Raw genomic sequence first — 16,555 nt, 5'->3', positions numbered from 1 at the left:
TTATGACAAATGGGATAATTTTGTCGGTTTACTGTTCAATCTGGTGATGAATAAAGCGATTAAACTGAAATTGCAGCGAATTAATCATCTGGGATGACCAGCGAACTGCACTGTTTTCGGGCAAGGTTTGCGGCATCCAGACGGCGTAAGCAAACAGCGCCATGCACAATACCCGCTCAAGCTGGTTACCTTTCTGCGGTGCGAGGATGGGAAAACGGAAACGCCAGCGGCAGGGCCATAGCAGCGGCACGCCCGCAGGCGTCAGCATATCGGCCAGAATATGGCTTAAATAGCCCAGCACCATCCCCTGGATGGCATCGGCGGGGACTATCCAGCTTTCAGGCACTTTTAAATAGAACAACGTCAGCAGGCCAAACACGGCCAGCAGGCTGTGCGTAAACCCCCGGTGGCCGAACGCGCGGGCGATGGGTTTCGACACCCATTTCAGACGCTGTCCGAGGAAGGATTTAGGGTGGTCGATGTCGGGCAGCAGACAGGTCAATACGGCGGAAGGGACAATATGCCACCAGTCCCCCTGTGCCAGCACGGGGGTAAGTTCAGCGTTTTTGGCAAATACTGCGCACGCAATAGAAAAAAGCAGGTGGCCTTCCGCCGTCATGATAAAACCCACGAAACTGTCAATTCATACAGTATAGGGTTTTTATACAGTAGGCGGAAGAGGTGACGGTGTAACTGTTTGTCACAAACCGAAGGAGGGCGTTAACCGCCCTGCAGATGATGCGCCGTCAGTTCTGCCAGTGAATGTAGCTTCACATCGGAAAGCGCAAACCGGGGATCGTGGCGGCCTTCTTCCGCAGGCACCACAATGGAGCGCATCCGCGCGGCTTTAGAGGCCACCATGCCGTTAACGGAATCTTCCAGCGCAACGCAGCTGAGGGGATCCAGGCCGAGCTTAGCGGCACAGTCCAGATAGACCTGCGGGTGCGGCTTGCTGTAAGGCAATTTCTCAGCGGACGCCAGCGCGTCAAAACTGTCGCGCAGTTCAAACATCGTGAGCACTTTTTCCAGCATATGCAGCGGTGAAGCGGAAGCCAGGCCAACCTTCAGCCCCTGGGCTTTACACAGCGCGACAGCCTCACGTACGCCGGGCAGCAGCGGCCGGCTCTCTTCCACCAGAGAAATGGCGCGGCTGATAATGCGTGCGGTCACCTCATTGCGATCGGGACCCACCCACGGCTGTTGGGCAAACCACAGGTCAACCACCATATCGATGCGCAGGCCCAGCGTATCGGGTAGTTCATTACGGCGGCTGATATCGACGCCCAGACTGGCCATCACATCCAGTTCGGCGCGATCCCATAGCGGTTCGGAATCGATCAGTAATCCATCCATGTCAAAAATTGCGGCAAGAATTTGGCGCGGTGTCGACATCACAACGTCTCCTTATCCAGGGTGTTCGACAGACGATACGTGCTAAGCACAATCTGCAATTTAGCATATTGCTTTTAAAGAGCGGGCGAAATTGATGACCAGCAGGTAGACTTAGGCACAAATAACGCGTCTTTATGAAGAGGAACTGATGACGTATCAACAAGCTGGACGCATTGCGGTCTTAAAACGTATTGCTGGCTGGGTGATTTTTATTCCTGCCGTCATTTCTACGCTGATTTCTGTACTCAAATTTATGTACGATCACAGCGAAAAACAGCCGGGTATCAATGCGGTAATGCTTGATTTCGCACATGTCATGATTGAGATGATGCGTTTTAATACGCCATTTTTGAATGTTTTCTGGTTTAACTCACCCACCCCGGATTTTCATCAACAGCTGAATATCGGCTTCTGGGTGATATACGCCCTGATCTTTGTCGCGCTGGCACTGCAGGCCTCTGGCGCGAGAATGAGCCGTCAGACGCGCTTTTTACGCGAGGGCGTTGAGGATCAGTTGATTCTGGAGCAGGCCAAAGGCCCGGAAGGCATGAGTCGGGAGCAGATTGAATCCCGCATTGTTGTGCCGCGTCACACCATTTTCCTGCAAATTTTCCCGCTCTATATCCTTCCCGTAATCATCATTGTGGCGGGTTACTTCTTCTTCTCACTGCTCGGTTTTCTGTAAGCGATAAGGGTGGCGGCAAGGCCACCCGTGCGCTTTTCAGGCGGCAAGCATACGCTCGAGTGCCCGCTGGGCGTTAACCAGGTGTTCTCCGCCAAAAAGAATGGCACGGTTCATCAGCGTATAAAGCTGATACACCGGCTGGCGGTCGAGGAAACCGGGCGGCAGGGGGGAAACAGACTGGTATCCGTCGTATATTTGCGGCGGCTGCTCCGGATGAAGCGGCAGCATGGCAAGATCGCACTCTCTGTCACCCCAGTAGCAGGCCGGGTCGAAGATGTAGGGGCCGTTGGGACCCAGCGCGCAGTTATCAGACCACAAATCGCCGTGAAGCAGAGACGCCTGGGGCTGGTGGGAGGCCAGACGCTGTTGAACGTGCTCGACGATGGCATCAATATTGCCAAATTCCAGCCCTTTCTCGGCGGCCAGCTCAAGCTGCCAGCCAATGCGCTGCTCGGCAAAAAATGTCGACCAGCGACGCTGCCAGGCATTGGGCTGTGGCGTGGTAGAGAGATCGTTGTCAAAATCGAGACCAAACTGCGGCTGGTCGCTCCATTGATGGAGGCGCGCTAACTGTTGGCCGAGGATAAACGCATTATGGGCATCCAGCGGTCGGGCGGGGAGATATTCCATGACCAGAAAACTGTAATCGCGGTCGCTACCGACGGCCAGCACCTGTGGGACCGTCACCGTTTTACTGCGCGACAGCAACTCCAGCTGGTCGGCTTCGGCGGTAAAGATCGGAAGCAGTTCTCGCTCATCGCACTTAACGAAAAGATCGCGTCCTGCGTAGCGTAAATGCCACGCGGCGTGGATCTCACCGCCTGGCAGTTCGTTACGCAGTTCAATTTCACCTTCACCCAGCTGCTCACGTAAAAGATGACTGATAGCCTGCCACATGTTGTCTCTCCCATGTTGTCTGCCAGATCATAAAGTTAGCGCATAACTGCGGTAAAAAAATACGAACTAACGCACACCTGAGCGGTTTAAATTCATACAGCGCACTTATTGTTCTTTTTTCCGCCAGCTTTCCCAGGTATCCACGTCAATTTCGGCAGGCTTGTCGGTCACGCTCTCTACCAGACTGGCGGCCAGCGCATGAACCTCTTCCTGGCTCAGGGCGCCGATGAGACCAAATGCCAGGGTGCCTAAATCATGAATATTGCCCTCGTCATCCGTGAGCGTGAGGAGAAAATTAGCCCGGGTGAAGGCGTTGTTGAGCTCATTCAGCTCGGTCAGCGATGCTTCATGAAGGTTGATGGTCACGACGTAACGTGTGATGTCACCACTGCTCATAATTCACCTCATTGTTATCATGGAAGTTTTCTTAGCATAGTCGATAGTTTGCGTTTGGCGACTCAGAGCGGACATTCCCCTCCGTAAAGACGAAGGGGAAAGGCGTTAATTTCTGGACAGGTAATCGACGATTTTTTGCGTATCGGCAAGTGAGCAGAGACGCGTGCCCTGATTGATAGTTGCGGCGCTACCCGCCGCCACGCCGTAGCGTGTCATCTCAAGCAGTGATGCACCTTGCGCCAGTTTAAGCGTCATCGCGCCCACCATGCTATCGCCCGCGCCAACCGTGCTCTGGCTCTTCATCGGCGGTGGGACAACCTGAACGGACGACGTTTCATCGACGGCCAGCGCCCCCTGAGGACCAAGGGAAACGACTACGCGTCGCGCTTTGCCGCTGCGTACCAGCTCCTGCGCGGCGGTGCGAACATCATCAGGCTGCGTCAGTTCGCGGTTGACCAGCGCGCTTAACTCTTTCTGGTTGGGTTTGACTAGCTCAAGATTGCCCGGCACCAGGGCCGCCTGCAGGGCCTCGCCGCTGCTGTCGACAATGCAGCGGATGCCGCGTTTCTGTACCGCCTGAATCAGCGCCGTTAATTTTTCCGTGCTGACGCCGGGCGGCAGGCTGCCGCTTACCACCAGCAGCGCGCCGCTCTCTATCGTCAGCACTTTCTCTTCAAGCTGACGAAACTCGTCATCGCTGAGTTTCGCGCCCGGCATGACAAAACGGTACTGCTCGCCGCTGGACTCCACGTGGACATGCAGGTTTTGCCGCGTCCAGTCTTTGGCCTCGACGGTCTCTACGGCCACCTGTTCATCTGCCAGCAGAGAGACCAGATGTTCACCGGTGGCACCGCCTGCGGGGAAAATTGCCGTAGCTTTGCCGCCGAGGTGGGTAATAGCGCGCGCCACGTTGATCCCGCCGCCGCCGGGCTCAAATACCGGGGCGCTACAGCGCAATTTACCTTCCGGGTAAATCTGCGGCGTCAGGGTGGCGGAATCCAGGGAAGGGGAGAGCGTCAGGGTATAGATAGAAACCATCATTACCTCCTTTTAGTATGGGTTCTTATTAGCCTGGCACCATTTGACAGGAAGGCAATGTAAATAACAGTATGATTTTAAATATGAATACTGACAAAAAGTGAGGCGGGGGATATATAAAATAAAACGCTTTTTGAGATCGTTCTTATTCAAAAAATGAAATAAGAAAACATTGCTATGTTATTTGCGGCTTTTTATAATTTGTTACCTTTCTCTGGACGCCTTGTCATTGATCCTCAAGAAAGATTCCGGGACCGTGTGGTCTCTTTTTTTGTTGTACGGACTCCTTAATAAAATGAAGCTTTTAAAGACAGTGCCCGCTGCACTGATGCTGGCGGGTGGCGTGTTTGCGGCTATGAACGCGACCGCTGATGATACCGTTTTTACTGTCATGGACGACCCTTCCACCGCGAAAAAACCGTTTGAAGGTAACCTCAACGCCGGGTACCTGGCGCAATCCGGTAACACGAAAAGCTCTTCTCTGACGGCGGACAGTACGCTCACCTGGTACGGCAACACCACCGCCTGGTCTCTGTGGGGTAATGCCAGCAACACTTCCGCAAATGACGAACGTTCTTCCGAGAAATATGCGGTAGGCGGACGTAGCCGTTACAACATGACCGACTATGACTACCTGTTTGGACAGGCAAGCTGGTTAACCGACCGTTACAACGGTTATCGCCAGCGTGATGTGTTCACCGCCGGTTATGGTCGCCAGTTCCTGAACGGTCCGGTACACAGCCTCCGTTTTGAATTCGGTCCGGGTGTGCGTTATGACGAGTACACCAATGGCGATACCAAAACCCAACCGCTCGGTTACGCTTCCGGTACCTATGCCTGGCAGATGACTGACAACACCAAATTTACCCAGGGTGTTTCCGTATTTGGTGCCGACGACACGACGCTGAACTCTGAGACGGCGCTGAACGTGGCTATCAACGAACACTTTGGTCTGAAAGTGGCCTACAACGTGACCTGGAACTCTTCACCACCAGAAACCGCGCCGGATCATACCGACCGCAGAACCACGGTTTCACTGGGTTACAGAATGTAATAAAAGCGGGCCGATGTTGATGTCGGCCCGTTTATTGTCTGTGGCTATTTGACGTCCCTTCTGATGACCTGTCTTCGCCCCTAGCCCCAAATCATTGCCGCCCAACGGAGTAGCAGCATTGCGCCGCAGATGGCAATCAGCACCAGCACCATTTTCCAGTGTTTTACGGCAAATCGTTTTGTTGGCATAACCTAATCCTTGTTCGTTGATACCCACAGTCTACCAAACAGGGCCGAAATATGCCCCTTCTCGGGATCGATTGGGTTATGCCAGCATAGGGTTCGGCTCAGAACCAGTGGAATCGTTCGGCGAGAATCAACAATAAACCTGTGGCGGAAAGGACATTCAATATCACAACCGTTCTGCTGGATACGTTCATGGTATGCACCTTTGGGTTTAAGGACCTGTTCAAGAGTAGCTCAGTATCTTCGAAATGCGAGCGCAGGGGAGAAGCAACCCGCAAATTCGTACGAAAGTGCCAGCCCATCAATCTGGCCGCAGAGGGTGCAATCTCCTTTGCGTTAGTGTTAACATTACGTCGCTTGCCGTAAATCCACATTAATCTGAATTCGGCAGGTGAATGATGACGAACCAATTTGACGATTGTTGGTCAGATGGTGTCGTAATCTATTGTCAAATCACGATTATTTTCTTTGTATATGCTCTTATGTGTGGGGCATCACTGCAAATAAGGATATAAAATGCCTGTAATTACTCTTCCTGATGGCAGTCAACGCCATTTCGACCGTGCTGTTAGCCCAATGGATGTTGCCCTGGACATTGGTCCTGGTCTCGCGAAAGCGACTATCGCTGGCCGTGTGAACGGTGAGCTGGTGGATGCCTCCGATCTGATCGAAAACGATGCGACGCTTGCCATCATCACCGCGAAAGACGAAGAAGGTCTGGAGATCATTCGTCACTCCTGCGCGCACCTGTTAGGCCATGCCATCAAACAGCTGTGGCCAAACACCAAAATGGCGATCGGTCCGGTTATCGACAACGGTTTCTACTACGACGTTGACCTCGACCACACCCTGACTCAGGAAGATATCGACGCGCTTGAAAAACGCATGCACGAGCTCGCCGAAACCAACTATGACGTCATCAAGAAGAAAGTCAGCTGGCACGAAGCGCGTGAAACCTTCGTGAAGCGCGGCGAGAGCTACAAGGTCTCTATTCTTGACGAAAACATTTCGCATGATGACAAGCCTGGCTTGTACCATCACGAAGAATACGTCGACATGTGCCGTGGACCGCACGTGCCGAACATGCGCTTCTGTCATCACTTTAAGCTGATGAAGATCGCAGGCGCCTACTGGCGTGGCGACAGCAACAACAAGATGTTGCAGCGTATTTATGGTACCGCGTGGGCCGATAAAAAAGCCCTGAACGCGTACCTGCTTCGTCTGGAAGAGGCGGCGAAGCGTGACCACCGTAAAATCGGCAAGCAGCTTGACCTGTACCACATGCAGGAAGAAGCGCCGGGTATGGTGTTCTGGCATAACGACGGGTGGACTATCTTCCGTGAACTGGAAACTTTCGTACGCTCCAAGCTGAAAGAGTACCAGTATCAGGAAGTGAAAGGCCCGTTCATGATGGACCGTGTGCTGTGGGAAAAAACCGGCCACTGGGACAACTACAAAGATGCGATGTTCACCACCTCGTCTGAGAACCGTGAATACTGCATCAAGCCAATGAACTGCCCGGGCCACGTTCAGATCTTCAACCAGGGTCTGAAATCCTACCGCGACCTGCCGCTGCGTATGGCGGAGTTCGGTAGCTGTCACCGTAACGAGCCATCAGGTGCGCTGCACGGTCTGATGCGTGTTCGTGGCTTTACGCAGGATGATGCGCATATCTTCTGTACTGAAGATCAGGTCCGTGACGAAGTTAACGCCTGTATTCGTATGGTCTACGATATGTACAGCACCTTTGGCTTCGAGAAGATCGTGGTCAAACTCTCAACGCGTCCGGAAAAACGTATCGGTAGTGATGAGACCTGGGATCGCGCAGAAGCGGATCTCGCCGTGGCGCTGGAAGAGAACGGCATTCCGTTCGAATACCAGCTGGGCGAGGGCGCATTCTACGGTCCGAAAATTGAATTTACCCTGTATGACTGCCTCGATCGCGCATGGCAGTGCGGTACTGTACAGCTGGACTTCTCCCTGCCGCAGCGTTTAAGCGCCTCTTATGTTGGCGAAGACAACGAGCGTCAGGTACCGGTAATGATTCACCGCGCAATTCTCGGTTCTCTGGAGCGCTTCATCGGCATTCTGACCGAAGAGTTCGCTGGCTTCTTCCCAACCTGGCTTGCGCCAGTGCAGGTCGTGGTGATGAACATTACCGATTCTCAGGCGGATTACGTTAAAGAATTGACGCAGAAACTACAAAATGCGGGCATTCGCGTAAAAGCAGACTTGAGAAATGAGAAGATTGGCTTTAAAATCCGCGAGCACACTTTACGTCGTGTCCCGTATATGTTGGTCTGTGGTGATAAAGAGGTGGAAGCAGGCAAAGTTGCCGTTCGCACCCGCCGTGGTAAAGACCTGGGCAGCCTGGACGTAAGTGAAGTGATTGAGAAGCTGCAACAAGAGATTCGCAGCCGCAGTCTTCAACAACTGGAGGAATAAGGTATTAAAGGCGGAAAACGAGTTCAAACGGCACGTCCGAATCGTATCAATGGCGAGATTCGCGCCCAGGAAGTTCGCTTAACAGGTCTGGAAGGCGAGCAGCTGGGGATTGTGAGTCTGAGAGAAGCAATCGAAAAGGCTGAAGAAGCTGGAGTAGATTTAGTTGAAATCAGCCCTAACGCCGAACCGCCAGTTTGTCGTATCATGGACTACGGCAAGTTCCTTTATGAAAAGAGTAAGTCTTCTAAGGAACAGAAGAAGAAGCAAAAAGTTATCCAGGTTAAGGAAATCAAATTCCGTCCTGGTACCGACGATGGCGATTATCAGGTAAAACTCCGCAGCCTGATTCGCTTTCTGGAAGATGGCGATAAGGCCAAGATCACACTGCGTTTCCGCGGTCGTGAGATGGCCCACCAACAGATTGGTATGGAAGTGCTTAACCGCGTCCGTGACGATCTGAGTGAACTGGCAGTAGTCGAATCCTTCCCTACGAAGATCGAAGGCCGCCAGATGATCATGGTGCTCGCTCCTAAGAAGAAACAGTAAGGCCTTCAAGTAGCAAAATCTGTGGAGCCTTCGGGTTTCATAGGTTTTGTTCGCCTATGTTTCGTTTATTTAACAATGCGAAGTGGAAGTTATTAAGATGCCAAAAATTAAGACCGTACGCGGTGCTGCTAAGCGCTTCAAAAAAACCGGTGGTGGTGGATTTAAGCGTAAGCATGCAAACCTGCGTCATATTCTGACCAAAAAATCTACTAAGCGTAAACGTCACCTGCGTCCAAAAGGCCTCGTTTCTAAAGGCGATCTGGGTCTGGTTATCGCGTGCCTGCCGTACGCATAAGCCGTTAACGTTTAATTTTTTTACTAAGAATATAGATACAGGAGAGCACATATGGCTCGCGTAAAACGTGGTGTAATTGCACGTGCACGTCACAAGAAAATTTTGAAACAAGCTAAAGGCTACTACGGTGCGCGTTCACGCGTATACCGCGTTGCCTTCCAGGCTGTTATCAAAGCAGGTCAGTACGCTTACCGTGACCGTCGTCAGCGTAAGCGTCAGTTCCGTCAACTGTGGATTGCGCGTATCAACGCAGCAGCACGTCAGAACGGTATTTCTTACAGCAAATTCATCAACGGCCTGAAAAAAGCCTCTGTTGAAATCGACCGTAAGATCCTGGCTGACATCGCAGTATTCGACAAAGTAGCGTTCACCGCTCTGGTCGAAAAAGCGAAAGCAGCACTGGCATAAGCCAGTTGAGAGAGGGGGCCTGGCTCCCTCTTTTCATTTAACACCATCAGAAGATTGACATTTATCCGTCCAGGCTTTTCAATAAGGTCTTAACGGTTTTTACCAGACAAGGTAACGCAAGCATGAATGCTGCTATTTTCCGCTTCTTCTTTTACTTTAGCACCTGACTTCAGGAGGCTAGCGCGTGAAAGATGAAACGAAAAACAGCGCCAGATAAGCCTCCCGATGGAGGCTTTTTTTGTGCCTGAATTTGAGAGAATAACTCCACCAAATCGGTGTCTGCACCGACATAATGAGGAAAATCATGTCACATCTCGCAGAGCTGGTTGCCAGTGCAACAGCCGCCATTAATCAGGCCTCAGATGTTGCCGCGTTAGACAATGTCCGCGTCGAATATCTTGGGAAGAAAGGGCATCTGACCCTTCAAATGACAACCCTGCGTGAGCTGCCGCCAGAAGAACGCCCGGCTGCGGGTGCGGTGATTAACGAAGCCAAAGAGCAGGTACAGCAGGCGCTGAACGCGCGCAAAGCCGAGCTGGAAAGCGCGGTGCTGAATGCGCGTCTGGCCGCAGAGACGATTGACGTTTCTCTGCCGGGTCGCCGCATCGAAAACGGCGGTCTGCACCCGGTTACCCGCACCATCGATCGCATTGAAAGTTTCTTCGGTGAGCTCGGCTTTACCGTGGCGACTGGCCCGGAAATCGAAGATGATTACCATAACTTCGACGCCCTGAACATTCCTGGCCATCATCCGGCACGCGCTGACCACGACACTTTCTGGTTCGACGCTACGCGTCTGCTGCGTACCCAGACCTCCGGCGTTCAGATCCGTACCATGAAGGATCAGGAGCCGCCAATCCGCATTATCGCGCCGGGCCGCGTCTATCGTAACGACTACGATCAGACCCACACCCCAATGTTCCACCAGATGGAAGGTCTGATCGTTGATAAAAACATCAGCTTCACCAACCTGAAGGGCACGCTGCACGATTTCCTGAACAACTTCTTTGAGGAAGATCTGCAGGTTCGTTTCCGTCCGTCCTACTTCCCGTTCACCGAACCGTCTGCAGAAGTTGACGTGATGGGTAAAAATGGCAAATGGCTGGAAGTGCTGGGCTGCGGCATGGTGCATCCAAACGTGCTGCGCAACGTGGGTATCGATCCGGAAGTTTACTCCGGCTTTGCCTTCGGCATGGGCATGGAGCGTCTGACTATGCTGCGTTACGGCGTGACCGACTTACGTGCATTCTTCGAAAACGATCTGCGTTTCCTCAAACAGTTTAAATAAGGGCAGGACAGAACAATGAAATTCAGTGAACTGTGGTTACGCGAGTGGGTGAACACCACGCTGGACAGCGACGCGCTTTCTAACCAGATCACCATGGCGGGTCTGGAAGTGGACGGCGTTGAGCCGGTTTCCGGTGCCTTCAACGGCGTGGTCGTCGGCGAAGTGGTAGAGTGCGGCCAGCACCCTAACGCTGACAAACTGCGCGTAACAAAAGTGAACGTGGGCGGTGACCGTCTGCTGGATATCGTCTGCGGTGCGCCAAACTGCCGTCAGGGCCTGAAGGTGGCGGTGGCGACCGTCGGTGCGGTGCTGCCGGGCGATTTCAAAATTAAAGCGGCTAAGCTGCGCGGCGAGCCGTCTGAAGGCATGCTGTGCTCCTTCTCCGAGCTGGGTATTTCCGACGACCACAACGGCATCATTGAGCTGCCGCTGGATGCGCCAATTGGCACAGATATCCGTGATTACCTGAAGCTTGATGACAACACCATCGAAATCAGCGTCACGCCAAACCGTGCCGACTGCTTAGGGATCATCGGCGTGGCGCGCGATGTTGCCGTGCTGAACCAGACCGAACTGAACGCGCCGGACATTGCGCCGGTTGAAGCGACCATAAGTGACGTGCTGCCTATTCAGGTTGACGCTGCGGATGCCTGCCCGCGCTACCTCGGTCGCGTGGTGAAAGGCATTAACGTAAAAGCGCCAACCCCGCTGTGGATGAAAGAGAAGCTGCGCCGCTGCGGTATCCGCTCTATCGACGCTGTGGTTGACGTGACTAACTACGTTCTGCTGGAGCTGGGCCAGCCAATGCACGCGTTCGATAAAGATCGTATCGACGGCGGCATCGTTGTGCGCATGGCGAAAGAGGGTGAAACCCTGGTTCTGCTGGACGGCAGCGAAGCGAAACTGAACGCCGACACCCTGGTGATTGCTGACCACAGCAAAGCGCTGGCAATGGGCGGTATCTTCGGGGGCGAGCATTCAGGCGTGAACGACGAGACGCAAAACGTCCTGCTGGAATGCGCGTTCTTCAGCCCGCTCTCCATCACCGGTCGCGCACGCCGTCACGGCCTGCATACCGATGCCTCTCACCGCTACGAGCGCGGCGTTGACCCGGCGCTGCAGTACAAAGCGATGGAACGTGCGACCCGTCTGCTGATCGACATCTGCGGCGGTGAAGCGGGCCCGGTTATCGACGTCACCCACGAAGCGACCCTGCCGAAGCGTGCCACCATCACCCTGCGCCGCAGCAAGCTGGATCGCCTGATTGGCCATCACGTTGCCGATGCGCAGGTGACCGACATCCTGACGCGTCTGGGCTGTGAAGTGACCGAAGGCCAGGACGAGTGGAAAGCCGTTGCGCCATCATGGCGTTTCGACATGGAAATTGAAGAAGATCTGGTGGAAGAAGTGGCCCGCGTTTACGGCTATAACAACATCCCTGACGAGCCTGTCCAGGCAGGTCTGGTGATGGGCACCCACCGTGAAGCCGACCTGTCCCTGAAGCGTGTGAAAACCATGCTGAATGACAAAGGCTACCAGGAAGTGATCACCTACAGCTTTGTGGATCCAAAGCTGCAGCAGCTGATCCACCCGGGCCAGGAGGCGCTGATCCTGCCAAGCCCAATCTCCAGCGAAATGTCCGCGATGCGTCTGTCTCTGTGGACGGGCCTGCTGGGCACTGTCGTTTATAACCAGAATCGTCAGCAAAACCGCGTGCGAATTTTCGAAAGCGGTTTGCGCTTTGTACCGGATAATCAGGCAAATTTAGGCATCCGTCAGGATCTCATGCTGGCTGGCGCCATCAGCGGCAACCGCTATGAAGAGCACTGGGACCTGGCAAAAGGCACGGTTGATTTCTACGATATGAAGGGCGATCTGGAAGCAATTCTGGATCTGACCGGTAAATTATCTGAAATTGAATTCCGCGCAGAAGCCATCCCGGCACTGCATCCGGGCCAGAGCGCAGCTATCTATTTAGACGGCAAACGCGTTGGTTTTATTGGAGTTGTTCACCCTGAGCTGGAGCGCAAGCTGGACCTGAACGGCCGTACCATCGTGTTCGAGCTGGAATGGAACCCGGTGGCTGACCGCGTTATTCCTCAGGCTCAGGACGTCTCCCGCTTCCCGGCAAACCGCCGTGATATCGCGGTTGTGGTCGCGGAAAATGTGCCCGCAGCAGATATTTTGGCCGAATGTAAGAAAGTTGGCGTAAATCAGGTAGTTGGCGTAAACTTATTTGACGTGTACCGCGGCAAGGGCGTAGCAGAAGGTTTCAAGAGCCTCGCTATTAGCCTTATCCTTCAGGATACCAGCCGTACACTCGAAGAAGAGGAGATTGCCGCTACCGTCGCCAAATGTGTAGAGGCATTAAAAGAGCGATTCCAGGCATCATTGAGGGATTGAACCTATGGCGCTTACAAAAGCTGAAATGTCAGAATATCTGTTTGATAAGCTTGGGCTTAGCAAACGGGATGCCAAAGAGCTGGTAGAGCTGTTTTTCGAAGAGATCCGTCGTGCTCTGGAAAATGGTGAGCAGGTAAAACTCTCCGGTTTTGGCAATTTTGATTTGCGAGACAAAAACCAACGTCCGGGCCGCAACCCGAAGACGGGGGAAGATATTCCCATTACAGCCCGCCGCGTGGTGACCTTCAGACCCGGCCAGAAGTTAAAAAGCCGTGTCGAAAACGCAACGCCCAAAGCAGAGTAATATGAACTAACTAAAAAGGCCGCCCACGCGGCCTTTTTTCTTTGCGCTCTCCGGCAAACCCGCCGTAAAATCAATTACATCTCACGCTACTAAAACCGTACACATGCTTGATTATGCCCATCGTCAGCACCGTTCCGATAAGCGTCGCCTGCTTTTGCTGGTGCTATTGCTCATTGTCGCCGCGGCCGTGAGCCTCTGTGCCGGAGACCGATGGATAGGGCCTGAAAGCTGGTGGGGGCCAGACGGGCAGCTCTTCGTCTGGCAAATTCGCCTGCCGCGCACCGTCGCGGTGGTTCTGGTGGGTGCCGCGCTGGCGCTGTGCGGCACCATTATGCAGGCGTTGTTTGATAATCCGCTGGCGGAGCCCGGGCTGCTTGGCGTGTCGAACGGGGCAGGCGTGGGGCTGATTGCAGCGGTGATGCTGGGCGGGGGAGAACTCTCCGGATGGAGTATTAGCCTGAGCGCTATTCTCGGCGCATTGCTGATCACAGCGATCCTTCTTCGCTTCGCCAGACGGCACTTATCGACCAGCCGTCTGCTGCTTGCCGGCGTGGCGCTGGGGATCATCTGTAGCGCGTTGATGACCTGGGCGGTTTACTTCTCAACATCCTTTGACCTGCGTCAGCTGATGTACTGGATGATGGGCGGCTTTGGGGGCGTTGACTGGCACCAGGGCTGGCTGATGGCGCTGCTGGTACCGGCCATCGCGTGGGCTGCCCTGCAGGCGCAGCCGCTGAATATGCTCGCGCTGGGTGAAACCTCTGCCCGCCAGCTCGGCATGCCGATTGGGTTCTGGCGTAATGTGCTGGTGATCGTCATTGGCTGGCTGGTTGGCGTCAGCGTGGCCCTGGCGGGCGCGATCGGTTTTATCGGGCTGGTTATTCCGCACATGCTGCGTCTGTGTGGCCTCACGGACCATCGGACTCTGCTTCCGGCCTCGGCGGTCGCCGGGGCCGTCACGCTGCTGGTGGCCGATATCATCGCCCGGCTAGCCCTGACGGCCGCAGAGCTGCCGATTGGCGTGGTGACCGCCACGCTGGGCGCGCCGGTCTTTATCTGGCTACTATTAAAAGCTGGACGTTAAATCAACTAGCCGTAAGACAACCTGAGGGAATGCTATGCAGTCAACTATTCTGAATACTGAAGTGACCACCATTGACGGCGAGAAAACCACGCTGGAAGGCTACAAAGGCAACGTGTTGCTTGTCGTCAACGTGGCATCCAAATGTGGCCTGACGCCGCAGTACGAGCAGCTGGAAAACATTCAGAAGGCCTGGGAGAAAGACGGTTTCACCGTACTGGGCTTCCCGTGCAACCAGTTCCTCGGCCAGGAGCCGGGCAGCGAAGAGGAGATCAAAACCTTCTGCAGCACCACCTATGGCGTGACGTTCCCGATGTTCAGCAAAATCGATGTCAACGGTGAAGACCGCCATCCGCTGTATGCGAAGCTTATTGCTGCCGCGCCGAAGGCCGTTGCGCCGGAAGGAAGCGGTTTTTATGAACGCATGGCCAGCAAAGGCCGCGCGCCGCTTTACCCGGACGATATCCTGTGGAATTTTGAAAAATTCCTGATTGGTCGCGACGGCCAGGTCGTTCAGCGTTTTTCACCGGATATGACCCCTGAGGATCCGATCGTCATGGAATCTATCAAGCTGGCGCTGGCGAAATAATGTCGTTGCTGATGCAGCTCACGGACGTTGCCGAGAAGGGGCGTCTGGAGGCGATATCCGGTGCCGTCAATGCGGGAGAAATTCTGCATCTCGTCGGGCCAAACGGTGCGGGGAAGAGCACGCTGCTGGCACGGATGGCAGGCATGACCGACGGAGAAGGGCAGATAACGCTGCTGGAGCATACGCTCGCCGACTGGTCGCCGGTCTCGCTGGCGCATCGGCGCAGTTACCTCGTGCAGCAGCAGATGCCGCCCTTTGCTATGCCGGTCTGGCACTATCTGATGCTGCATTTGCACGACAAACAACAAACGTCACTGCTGACGGACGTGGCCGCGGCTCTGGGGCTGGAAGATAAACTGTCCCGGCACGCCAGCCAGCTTTCCGGCGGAGAGTGGCAGCGGGTTCGCCTGGCGGCTGTCATCCTTCAGATCCACCCGGCCGGCAATCCTCACGGGCGGATGCTGCTTCTCGATGAGCCCATGAGCGGTCTGGACGTGGCGCAGCAGGCGGCACTGGATACGCTGTTAAGCACCCTGAGCCGAAAAGGCATTGCCGTGGTGATGAGCAGCCATGACCTCAACCACACCCTGCGTCATGCCCACCGGGTATGGCTGCTCTCGAAGGGAAAGATGATCGCCAGCGGTGCACGGGATCAGGTTCTTACGCCACCCCATCTTGCCCGCGCATACAACATGTCGTTCCGCAGGCTGGATATAGAAGGACATAAGATGCTGATTTCTACCGGGCAGGCGTAACCGTTTCTTGCCTGTGAGCACAATTGCACGCTAAATTACGAAAAGAACAATAAAAGCAGAGGATTCGTCTGAAAATGCGATTCTGGTTTCTCCTGATGGCCACACTCTTTCTTGCGGGATGCAGTAGCCATCGTGCGCCGCCGCCTAACCCACGGCTTTCAGATTCGATCACCGTTATTGCCAGCCTTAACGATCAGCTGAGCAACTGGCGCGGCACGCCTTATCGCTACGGCGGCATGAGCCGCGGCGGTGTGGATTGCTCCGGCTTCGTTCTGATGACGTTTCGCGATAAGTTTGATTTACAGCTTCCGCGCGAAACGCGCAAGCAGGCAGAAATCGGCACTGAAATTGATAAAGACGATCTTCTGCCCGGAGACCTGGTTTTCTTTAAAACTGGTTCGGGTGAAAGCGGTCTTCACGTGGGCATATATGATACAGACAATCAGTTCATTCACGCCTCGACCAGTCGCGGGGTGATGCGCTCCTCTCTTGATAATGTTTACTGGCGTAAAAATTTCTGGCAGGCACGACGTATATAGTCTTTGTCGGATACTTCTCTTATGACGGCATGGTAAGAATAAATCATGCCGTTTTTTCTCAAATAAGATGCTTAAAGTTAAATTTACCTAAAATTAGCGAATCCTGCATGTGTCTGTTTTATCTAAAACTGGCTATTATTCTGCAACCAGGATAAAATTATTTTAGATTCAGGGATAAATCTGAAAATTAATACGGAACTAATGAAATTAATCTTATTAAAATCAAGACAGTGGAATTGTGTCGGCAATTGCTCC

Annotated in this window: 21 protein-coding genes and 1 other annotated feature; of the genes, 14 read left to right on the top strand and 7 right to left on the bottom strand. The window is 53.9% G+C overall.

Features of this window, described 5'->3' with window-relative positions; all coding sequences use genetic code 11:
• Positions 1–28: 28 nt before the first annotated feature.
• Entirely contained in the window at positions 29–619 is a 591-nt protein-coding gene (locus tag ACDO57_RS08620) for a metal-dependent hydrolase (RefSeq protein WP_014883483.1), read from the bottom strand.
• A 101-nt stretch (positions 620–720) separates the two neighbouring features.
• Positions 721–1,392 carry a hexitol phosphatase HxpB gene (hxpB, locus tag ACDO57_RS08615; RefSeq protein ID WP_024909436.1) on the bottom strand — a complete coding sequence of 224 codons (672 nt, stop codon included), beginning with the start codon at positions 1,390–1,392 and terminating at the stop codon, positions 721–723.
• Between the two features lie 148 nt (positions 1,393–1,540).
• On the opposite strand from hxpB, the gene ACDO57_RS08610 reads away from it, so the two are divergent.
• Positions 1,541–2,077, top strand: coding sequence for a YniB family protein (locus ACDO57_RS08610; protein ID WP_023311291.1), 537 nt, complete (start codon positions 1,541–1,543; stop codon positions 2,075–2,077).
• Between the two features lie 36 nt (positions 2,078–2,113).
• Here the strand turns inward: ACDO57_RS08610 and ACDO57_RS08605 are convergent, their stop codons facing one another.
• The 3 genes from ACDO57_RS08605 to pfkB all read right to left on the bottom strand — a co-directional run bounded on the left by ACDO57_RS08605 (position 2,114) and on the right by pfkB (position 4,408).
• Complete coding sequence (locus ACDO57_RS08605) at positions 2,114–2,974, bottom strand: fructosamine kinase family protein (RefSeq protein ID WP_024909435.1); 861 nt, start codon at positions 2,972–2,974, stop codon at positions 2,114–2,116.
• 105 nt (positions 2,975–3,079) lie between these two features.
• Positions 3,080–3,370: a type V toxin-antitoxin system endoribonuclease antitoxin GhoS gene (gene ghoS / locus ACDO57_RS08600; protein WP_047648044.1), complete on the bottom strand. Its 291-nt coding sequence runs from the start codon at positions 3,368–3,370 to the stop codon at positions 3,080–3,082.
• A gap of 105 nt (positions 3,371–3,475) precedes the next feature.
• On the bottom strand, positions 3,476–4,408 hold the full coding sequence (gene pfkB / locus ACDO57_RS08595) for a 6-phosphofructokinase II (protein ID WP_024909433.1): 933 nt from the start codon (positions 4,406–4,408) through the stop codon (positions 3,476–3,478).
• A gap of 295 nt (positions 4,409–4,703) precedes the next feature.
• Here pfkB and ACDO57_RS08590 point away from each other — a divergent pair, with 295 nt between their 5' ends.
• Positions 4,704–5,462 (top strand): YdiY family protein, encoded by a 759-nt coding sequence (locus ACDO57_RS08590; RefSeq protein WP_024909432.1) that lies wholly within the window; start codon positions 4,704–4,706, stop codon positions 5,460–5,462.
• 80 nt (positions 5,463–5,542) lie between these two features.
• On the opposite strand, the gene yniD is transcribed toward ACDO57_RS08590, so the two are convergent.
• Both yniD and yncL read right to left on the bottom strand, forming a co-directional pair.
• Positions 5,543–5,650: a small membrane protein YniD gene (gene yniD, locus ACDO57_RS08585; RefSeq protein ID WP_008500658.1), complete on the bottom strand. Its 108-nt coding sequence runs from the start codon at positions 5,648–5,650 to the stop codon at positions 5,543–5,545.
• A 98-nt stretch (positions 5,651–5,748) separates the two neighbouring features.
• On the bottom strand, positions 5,749–5,841 hold the full coding sequence (yncL, locus tag ACDO57_RS08580; RefSeq protein WP_071886547.1) for a stress response membrane protein YncL: 93 nt from the start codon (positions 5,839–5,841) through the stop codon (positions 5,749–5,751).
• 322 nt (positions 5,842–6,163) lie between these two features.
• Between yncL and thrS the strand changes: the two genes are divergently transcribed.
• The 12 genes from thrS (at position 6,164) to ACDO57_RS08520 (ending at position 16,300) form a co-directional block, all read left to right on the top strand.
• The gene (thrS, locus tag ACDO57_RS08575) at positions 6,164–8,092 is read left to right on the top strand and encodes a threonine--tRNA ligase (protein ID WP_008500657.1); all 1,929 of its coding nucleotides are present in this window, start codon (positions 6,164–6,166) and stop codon (positions 8,090–8,092) included.
• A 3-nt stretch (positions 8,093–8,095) separates the two neighbouring features.
• Positions 8,096–8,638, top strand: a complete 543-nt coding sequence (infC, locus tag ACDO57_RS08570; RefSeq protein WP_023616141.1) for a translation initiation factor IF-3 — start codon at positions 8,096–8,098, stop codon at positions 8,636–8,638.
• Positions 8,639–8,735: 97 nt separating this feature from the next.
• Complete coding sequence (gene rpmI / locus ACDO57_RS08565) at positions 8,736–8,933, top strand: 50S ribosomal protein L35 (protein WP_003030583.1); 198 nt, start codon at positions 8,736–8,738, stop codon at positions 8,931–8,933.
• Positions 8,934–8,984: 51 nt separating this feature from the next.
• A complete protein-coding gene (gene rplT / locus ACDO57_RS08560) occupies positions 8,985–9,341 on the top strand; it encodes a 50S ribosomal protein L20 (RefSeq protein WP_000124850.1) in 357 nt (118 codons plus the stop codon).
• Positions 9,342–9,458: 117 nt separating this feature from the next.
• Positions 9,459–9,583: a sequence feature (Phe leader region), on the top strand.
• Positions 9,464–9,508, top strand: coding sequence for a pheST operon leader peptide PheM (pheM, locus tag ACDO57_RS08555; RefSeq protein ID WP_001386830.1), 45 nt, complete (start codon positions 9,464–9,466; stop codon positions 9,506–9,508). Its footprint overlaps the feature before it by 45 nt.
• Positions 9,584–9,645: 62 nt before the next feature.
• A complete protein-coding gene (gene pheS / locus ACDO57_RS08550; protein WP_010426091.1) occupies positions 9,646–10,629 on the top strand; it encodes a phenylalanine--tRNA ligase subunit alpha in 984 nt (327 codons plus the stop codon).
• Between the two features lie 15 nt (positions 10,630–10,644).
• Positions 10,645–13,032 carry a phenylalanine--tRNA ligase subunit beta gene (gene pheT / locus ACDO57_RS08545; protein WP_370883844.1) on the top strand — a complete coding sequence of 796 codons (2,388 nt, stop codon included), beginning with the start codon at positions 10,645–10,647 and terminating at the stop codon, positions 13,030–13,032.
• 4 nt (positions 13,033–13,036) lie between these two features.
• Entirely contained in the window at positions 13,037–13,336 is a 300-nt protein-coding gene (gene ihfA, locus ACDO57_RS08540) for an integration host factor subunit alpha (protein ID WP_003857805.1), read from the top strand.
• 103 nt (positions 13,337–13,439) lie between these two features.
• Positions 13,440–14,420 carry a vitamin B12 ABC transporter permease BtuC gene (btuC, locus tag ACDO57_RS08535; protein ID WP_370883843.1) on the top strand — a complete coding sequence of 327 codons (981 nt, stop codon included), beginning with the start codon at positions 13,440–13,442 and terminating at the stop codon, positions 14,418–14,420.
• A gap of 34 nt (positions 14,421–14,454) precedes the next feature.
• On the top strand, positions 14,455–15,006 hold the full coding sequence (locus tag ACDO57_RS08530; RefSeq protein ID WP_024909429.1) for a glutathione peroxidase: 552 nt from the start codon (positions 14,455–14,457) through the stop codon (positions 15,004–15,006).
• Positions 15,006–15,761: a vitamin B12 ABC transporter ATP-binding protein BtuD gene (gene btuD / locus ACDO57_RS08525; RefSeq protein WP_024909428.1), complete on the top strand. Its 756-nt coding sequence runs from the start codon at positions 15,006–15,008 to the stop codon at positions 15,759–15,761. Before ACDO57_RS08530 ends, btuD begins: the two co-directional genes overlap by 1 nt.
• Positions 15,762–15,835: 74 nt before the next feature.
• Positions 15,836–16,300 carry a C40 family peptidase gene (locus ACDO57_RS08520; RefSeq protein WP_023335377.1) on the top strand — a complete coding sequence of 155 codons (465 nt, stop codon included), beginning with the start codon at positions 15,836–15,838 and terminating at the stop codon, positions 16,298–16,300.
• Positions 16,301–16,555: the final 255 nt, after the last annotated feature.

This window comes from Enterobacter cloacae complex sp. 2015409 (assembly GCF_041365315.1).
Taxonomy (GTDB): domain Bacteria; phylum Pseudomonadota; class Gammaproteobacteria; order Enterobacterales; family Enterobacteriaceae; genus Enterobacter; species Enterobacter pseudoroggenkampii.
This window is presented reverse-complemented; position numbering and strand designations above follow the sequence as displayed.

Excerpts from the sequence above, each read along its gene's own strand:
- ACDO57_RS08620 (WP_014883483.1), bottom strand. The coding sequence starts at position 619 with ATGACGGCGGAAGGCCACCTGCTTTTTTCTATTGCGTGCGCAGTATTT.
- hxpB (WP_024909436.1), bottom strand. The coding sequence starts at position 1,392 with ATGTCGACACCGCGCCAAATTCTTGCCGCAATTTTTGACATGGATGGA.
- ACDO57_RS08610 (WP_023311291.1), top strand. The coding sequence starts at position 1,541 with ATGACGTATCAACAAGCTGGACGCATTGCGGTCTTAAAACGTATTGCT.
- ACDO57_RS08605 (WP_024909435.1), bottom strand. The coding sequence starts at position 2,974 with ATGTGGCAGGCTATCAGTCATCTTTTACGTGAGCAGCTGGGTGAAGGT.
- ghoS (WP_047648044.1), bottom strand. The coding sequence starts at position 3,370 with ATGAGCAGTGGTGACATCACACGTTACGTCGTGACCATCAACCTTCAT.
- pfkB (WP_024909433.1), bottom strand. The coding sequence starts at position 4,408 with ATGGTTTCTATCTATACCCTGACGCTCTCCCCTTCCCTGGATTCCGCC.
- ACDO57_RS08590 (WP_024909432.1), top strand. The coding sequence starts at position 4,704 with ATGAAGCTTTTAAAGACAGTGCCCGCTGCACTGATGCTGGCGGGTGGC.
- yniD (WP_008500658.1), bottom strand. The coding sequence starts at position 5,650 with ATGCCAACAAAACGATTTGCCGTAAAACACTGGAAAATGGTGCTGGTG.
- yncL (WP_071886547.1), bottom strand. The coding sequence starts at position 5,841 with ATGAACGTATCCAGCAGAACGGTTGTGATATTGAATGTCCTTTCCGCC.
- thrS (WP_008500657.1), top strand. The coding sequence starts at position 6,164 with ATGCCTGTAATTACTCTTCCTGATGGCAGTCAACGCCATTTCGACCGT.
- rpmI (WP_003030583.1), top strand. The coding sequence starts at position 8,736 with ATGCCAAAAATTAAGACCGTACGCGGTGCTGCTAAGCGCTTCAAAAAA.
- rplT (WP_000124850.1), top strand. The coding sequence starts at position 8,985 with ATGGCTCGCGTAAAACGTGGTGTAATTGCACGTGCACGTCACAAGAAA.
- pheS (WP_010426091.1), top strand. The coding sequence starts at position 9,646 with ATGTCACATCTCGCAGAGCTGGTTGCCAGTGCAACAGCCGCCATTAAT.
- pheT (WP_370883844.1), top strand. The coding sequence starts at position 10,645 with ATGAAATTCAGTGAACTGTGGTTACGCGAGTGGGTGAACACCACGCTG.
- ihfA (WP_003857805.1), top strand. The coding sequence starts at position 13,037 with ATGGCGCTTACAAAAGCTGAAATGTCAGAATATCTGTTTGATAAGCTT.
- btuC (WP_370883843.1), top strand. The coding sequence starts at position 13,440 with ATGCTTGATTATGCCCATCGTCAGCACCGTTCCGATAAGCGTCGCCTG.
- ACDO57_RS08530 (WP_024909429.1), top strand. The coding sequence starts at position 14,455 with ATGCAGTCAACTATTCTGAATACTGAAGTGACCACCATTGACGGCGAG.
- btuD (WP_024909428.1), top strand. The coding sequence starts at position 15,006 with ATGTCGTTGCTGATGCAGCTCACGGACGTTGCCGAGAAGGGGCGTCTG.
- ACDO57_RS08520 (WP_023335377.1), top strand. The coding sequence starts at position 15,836 with ATGCGATTCTGGTTTCTCCTGATGGCCACACTCTTTCTTGCGGGATGC.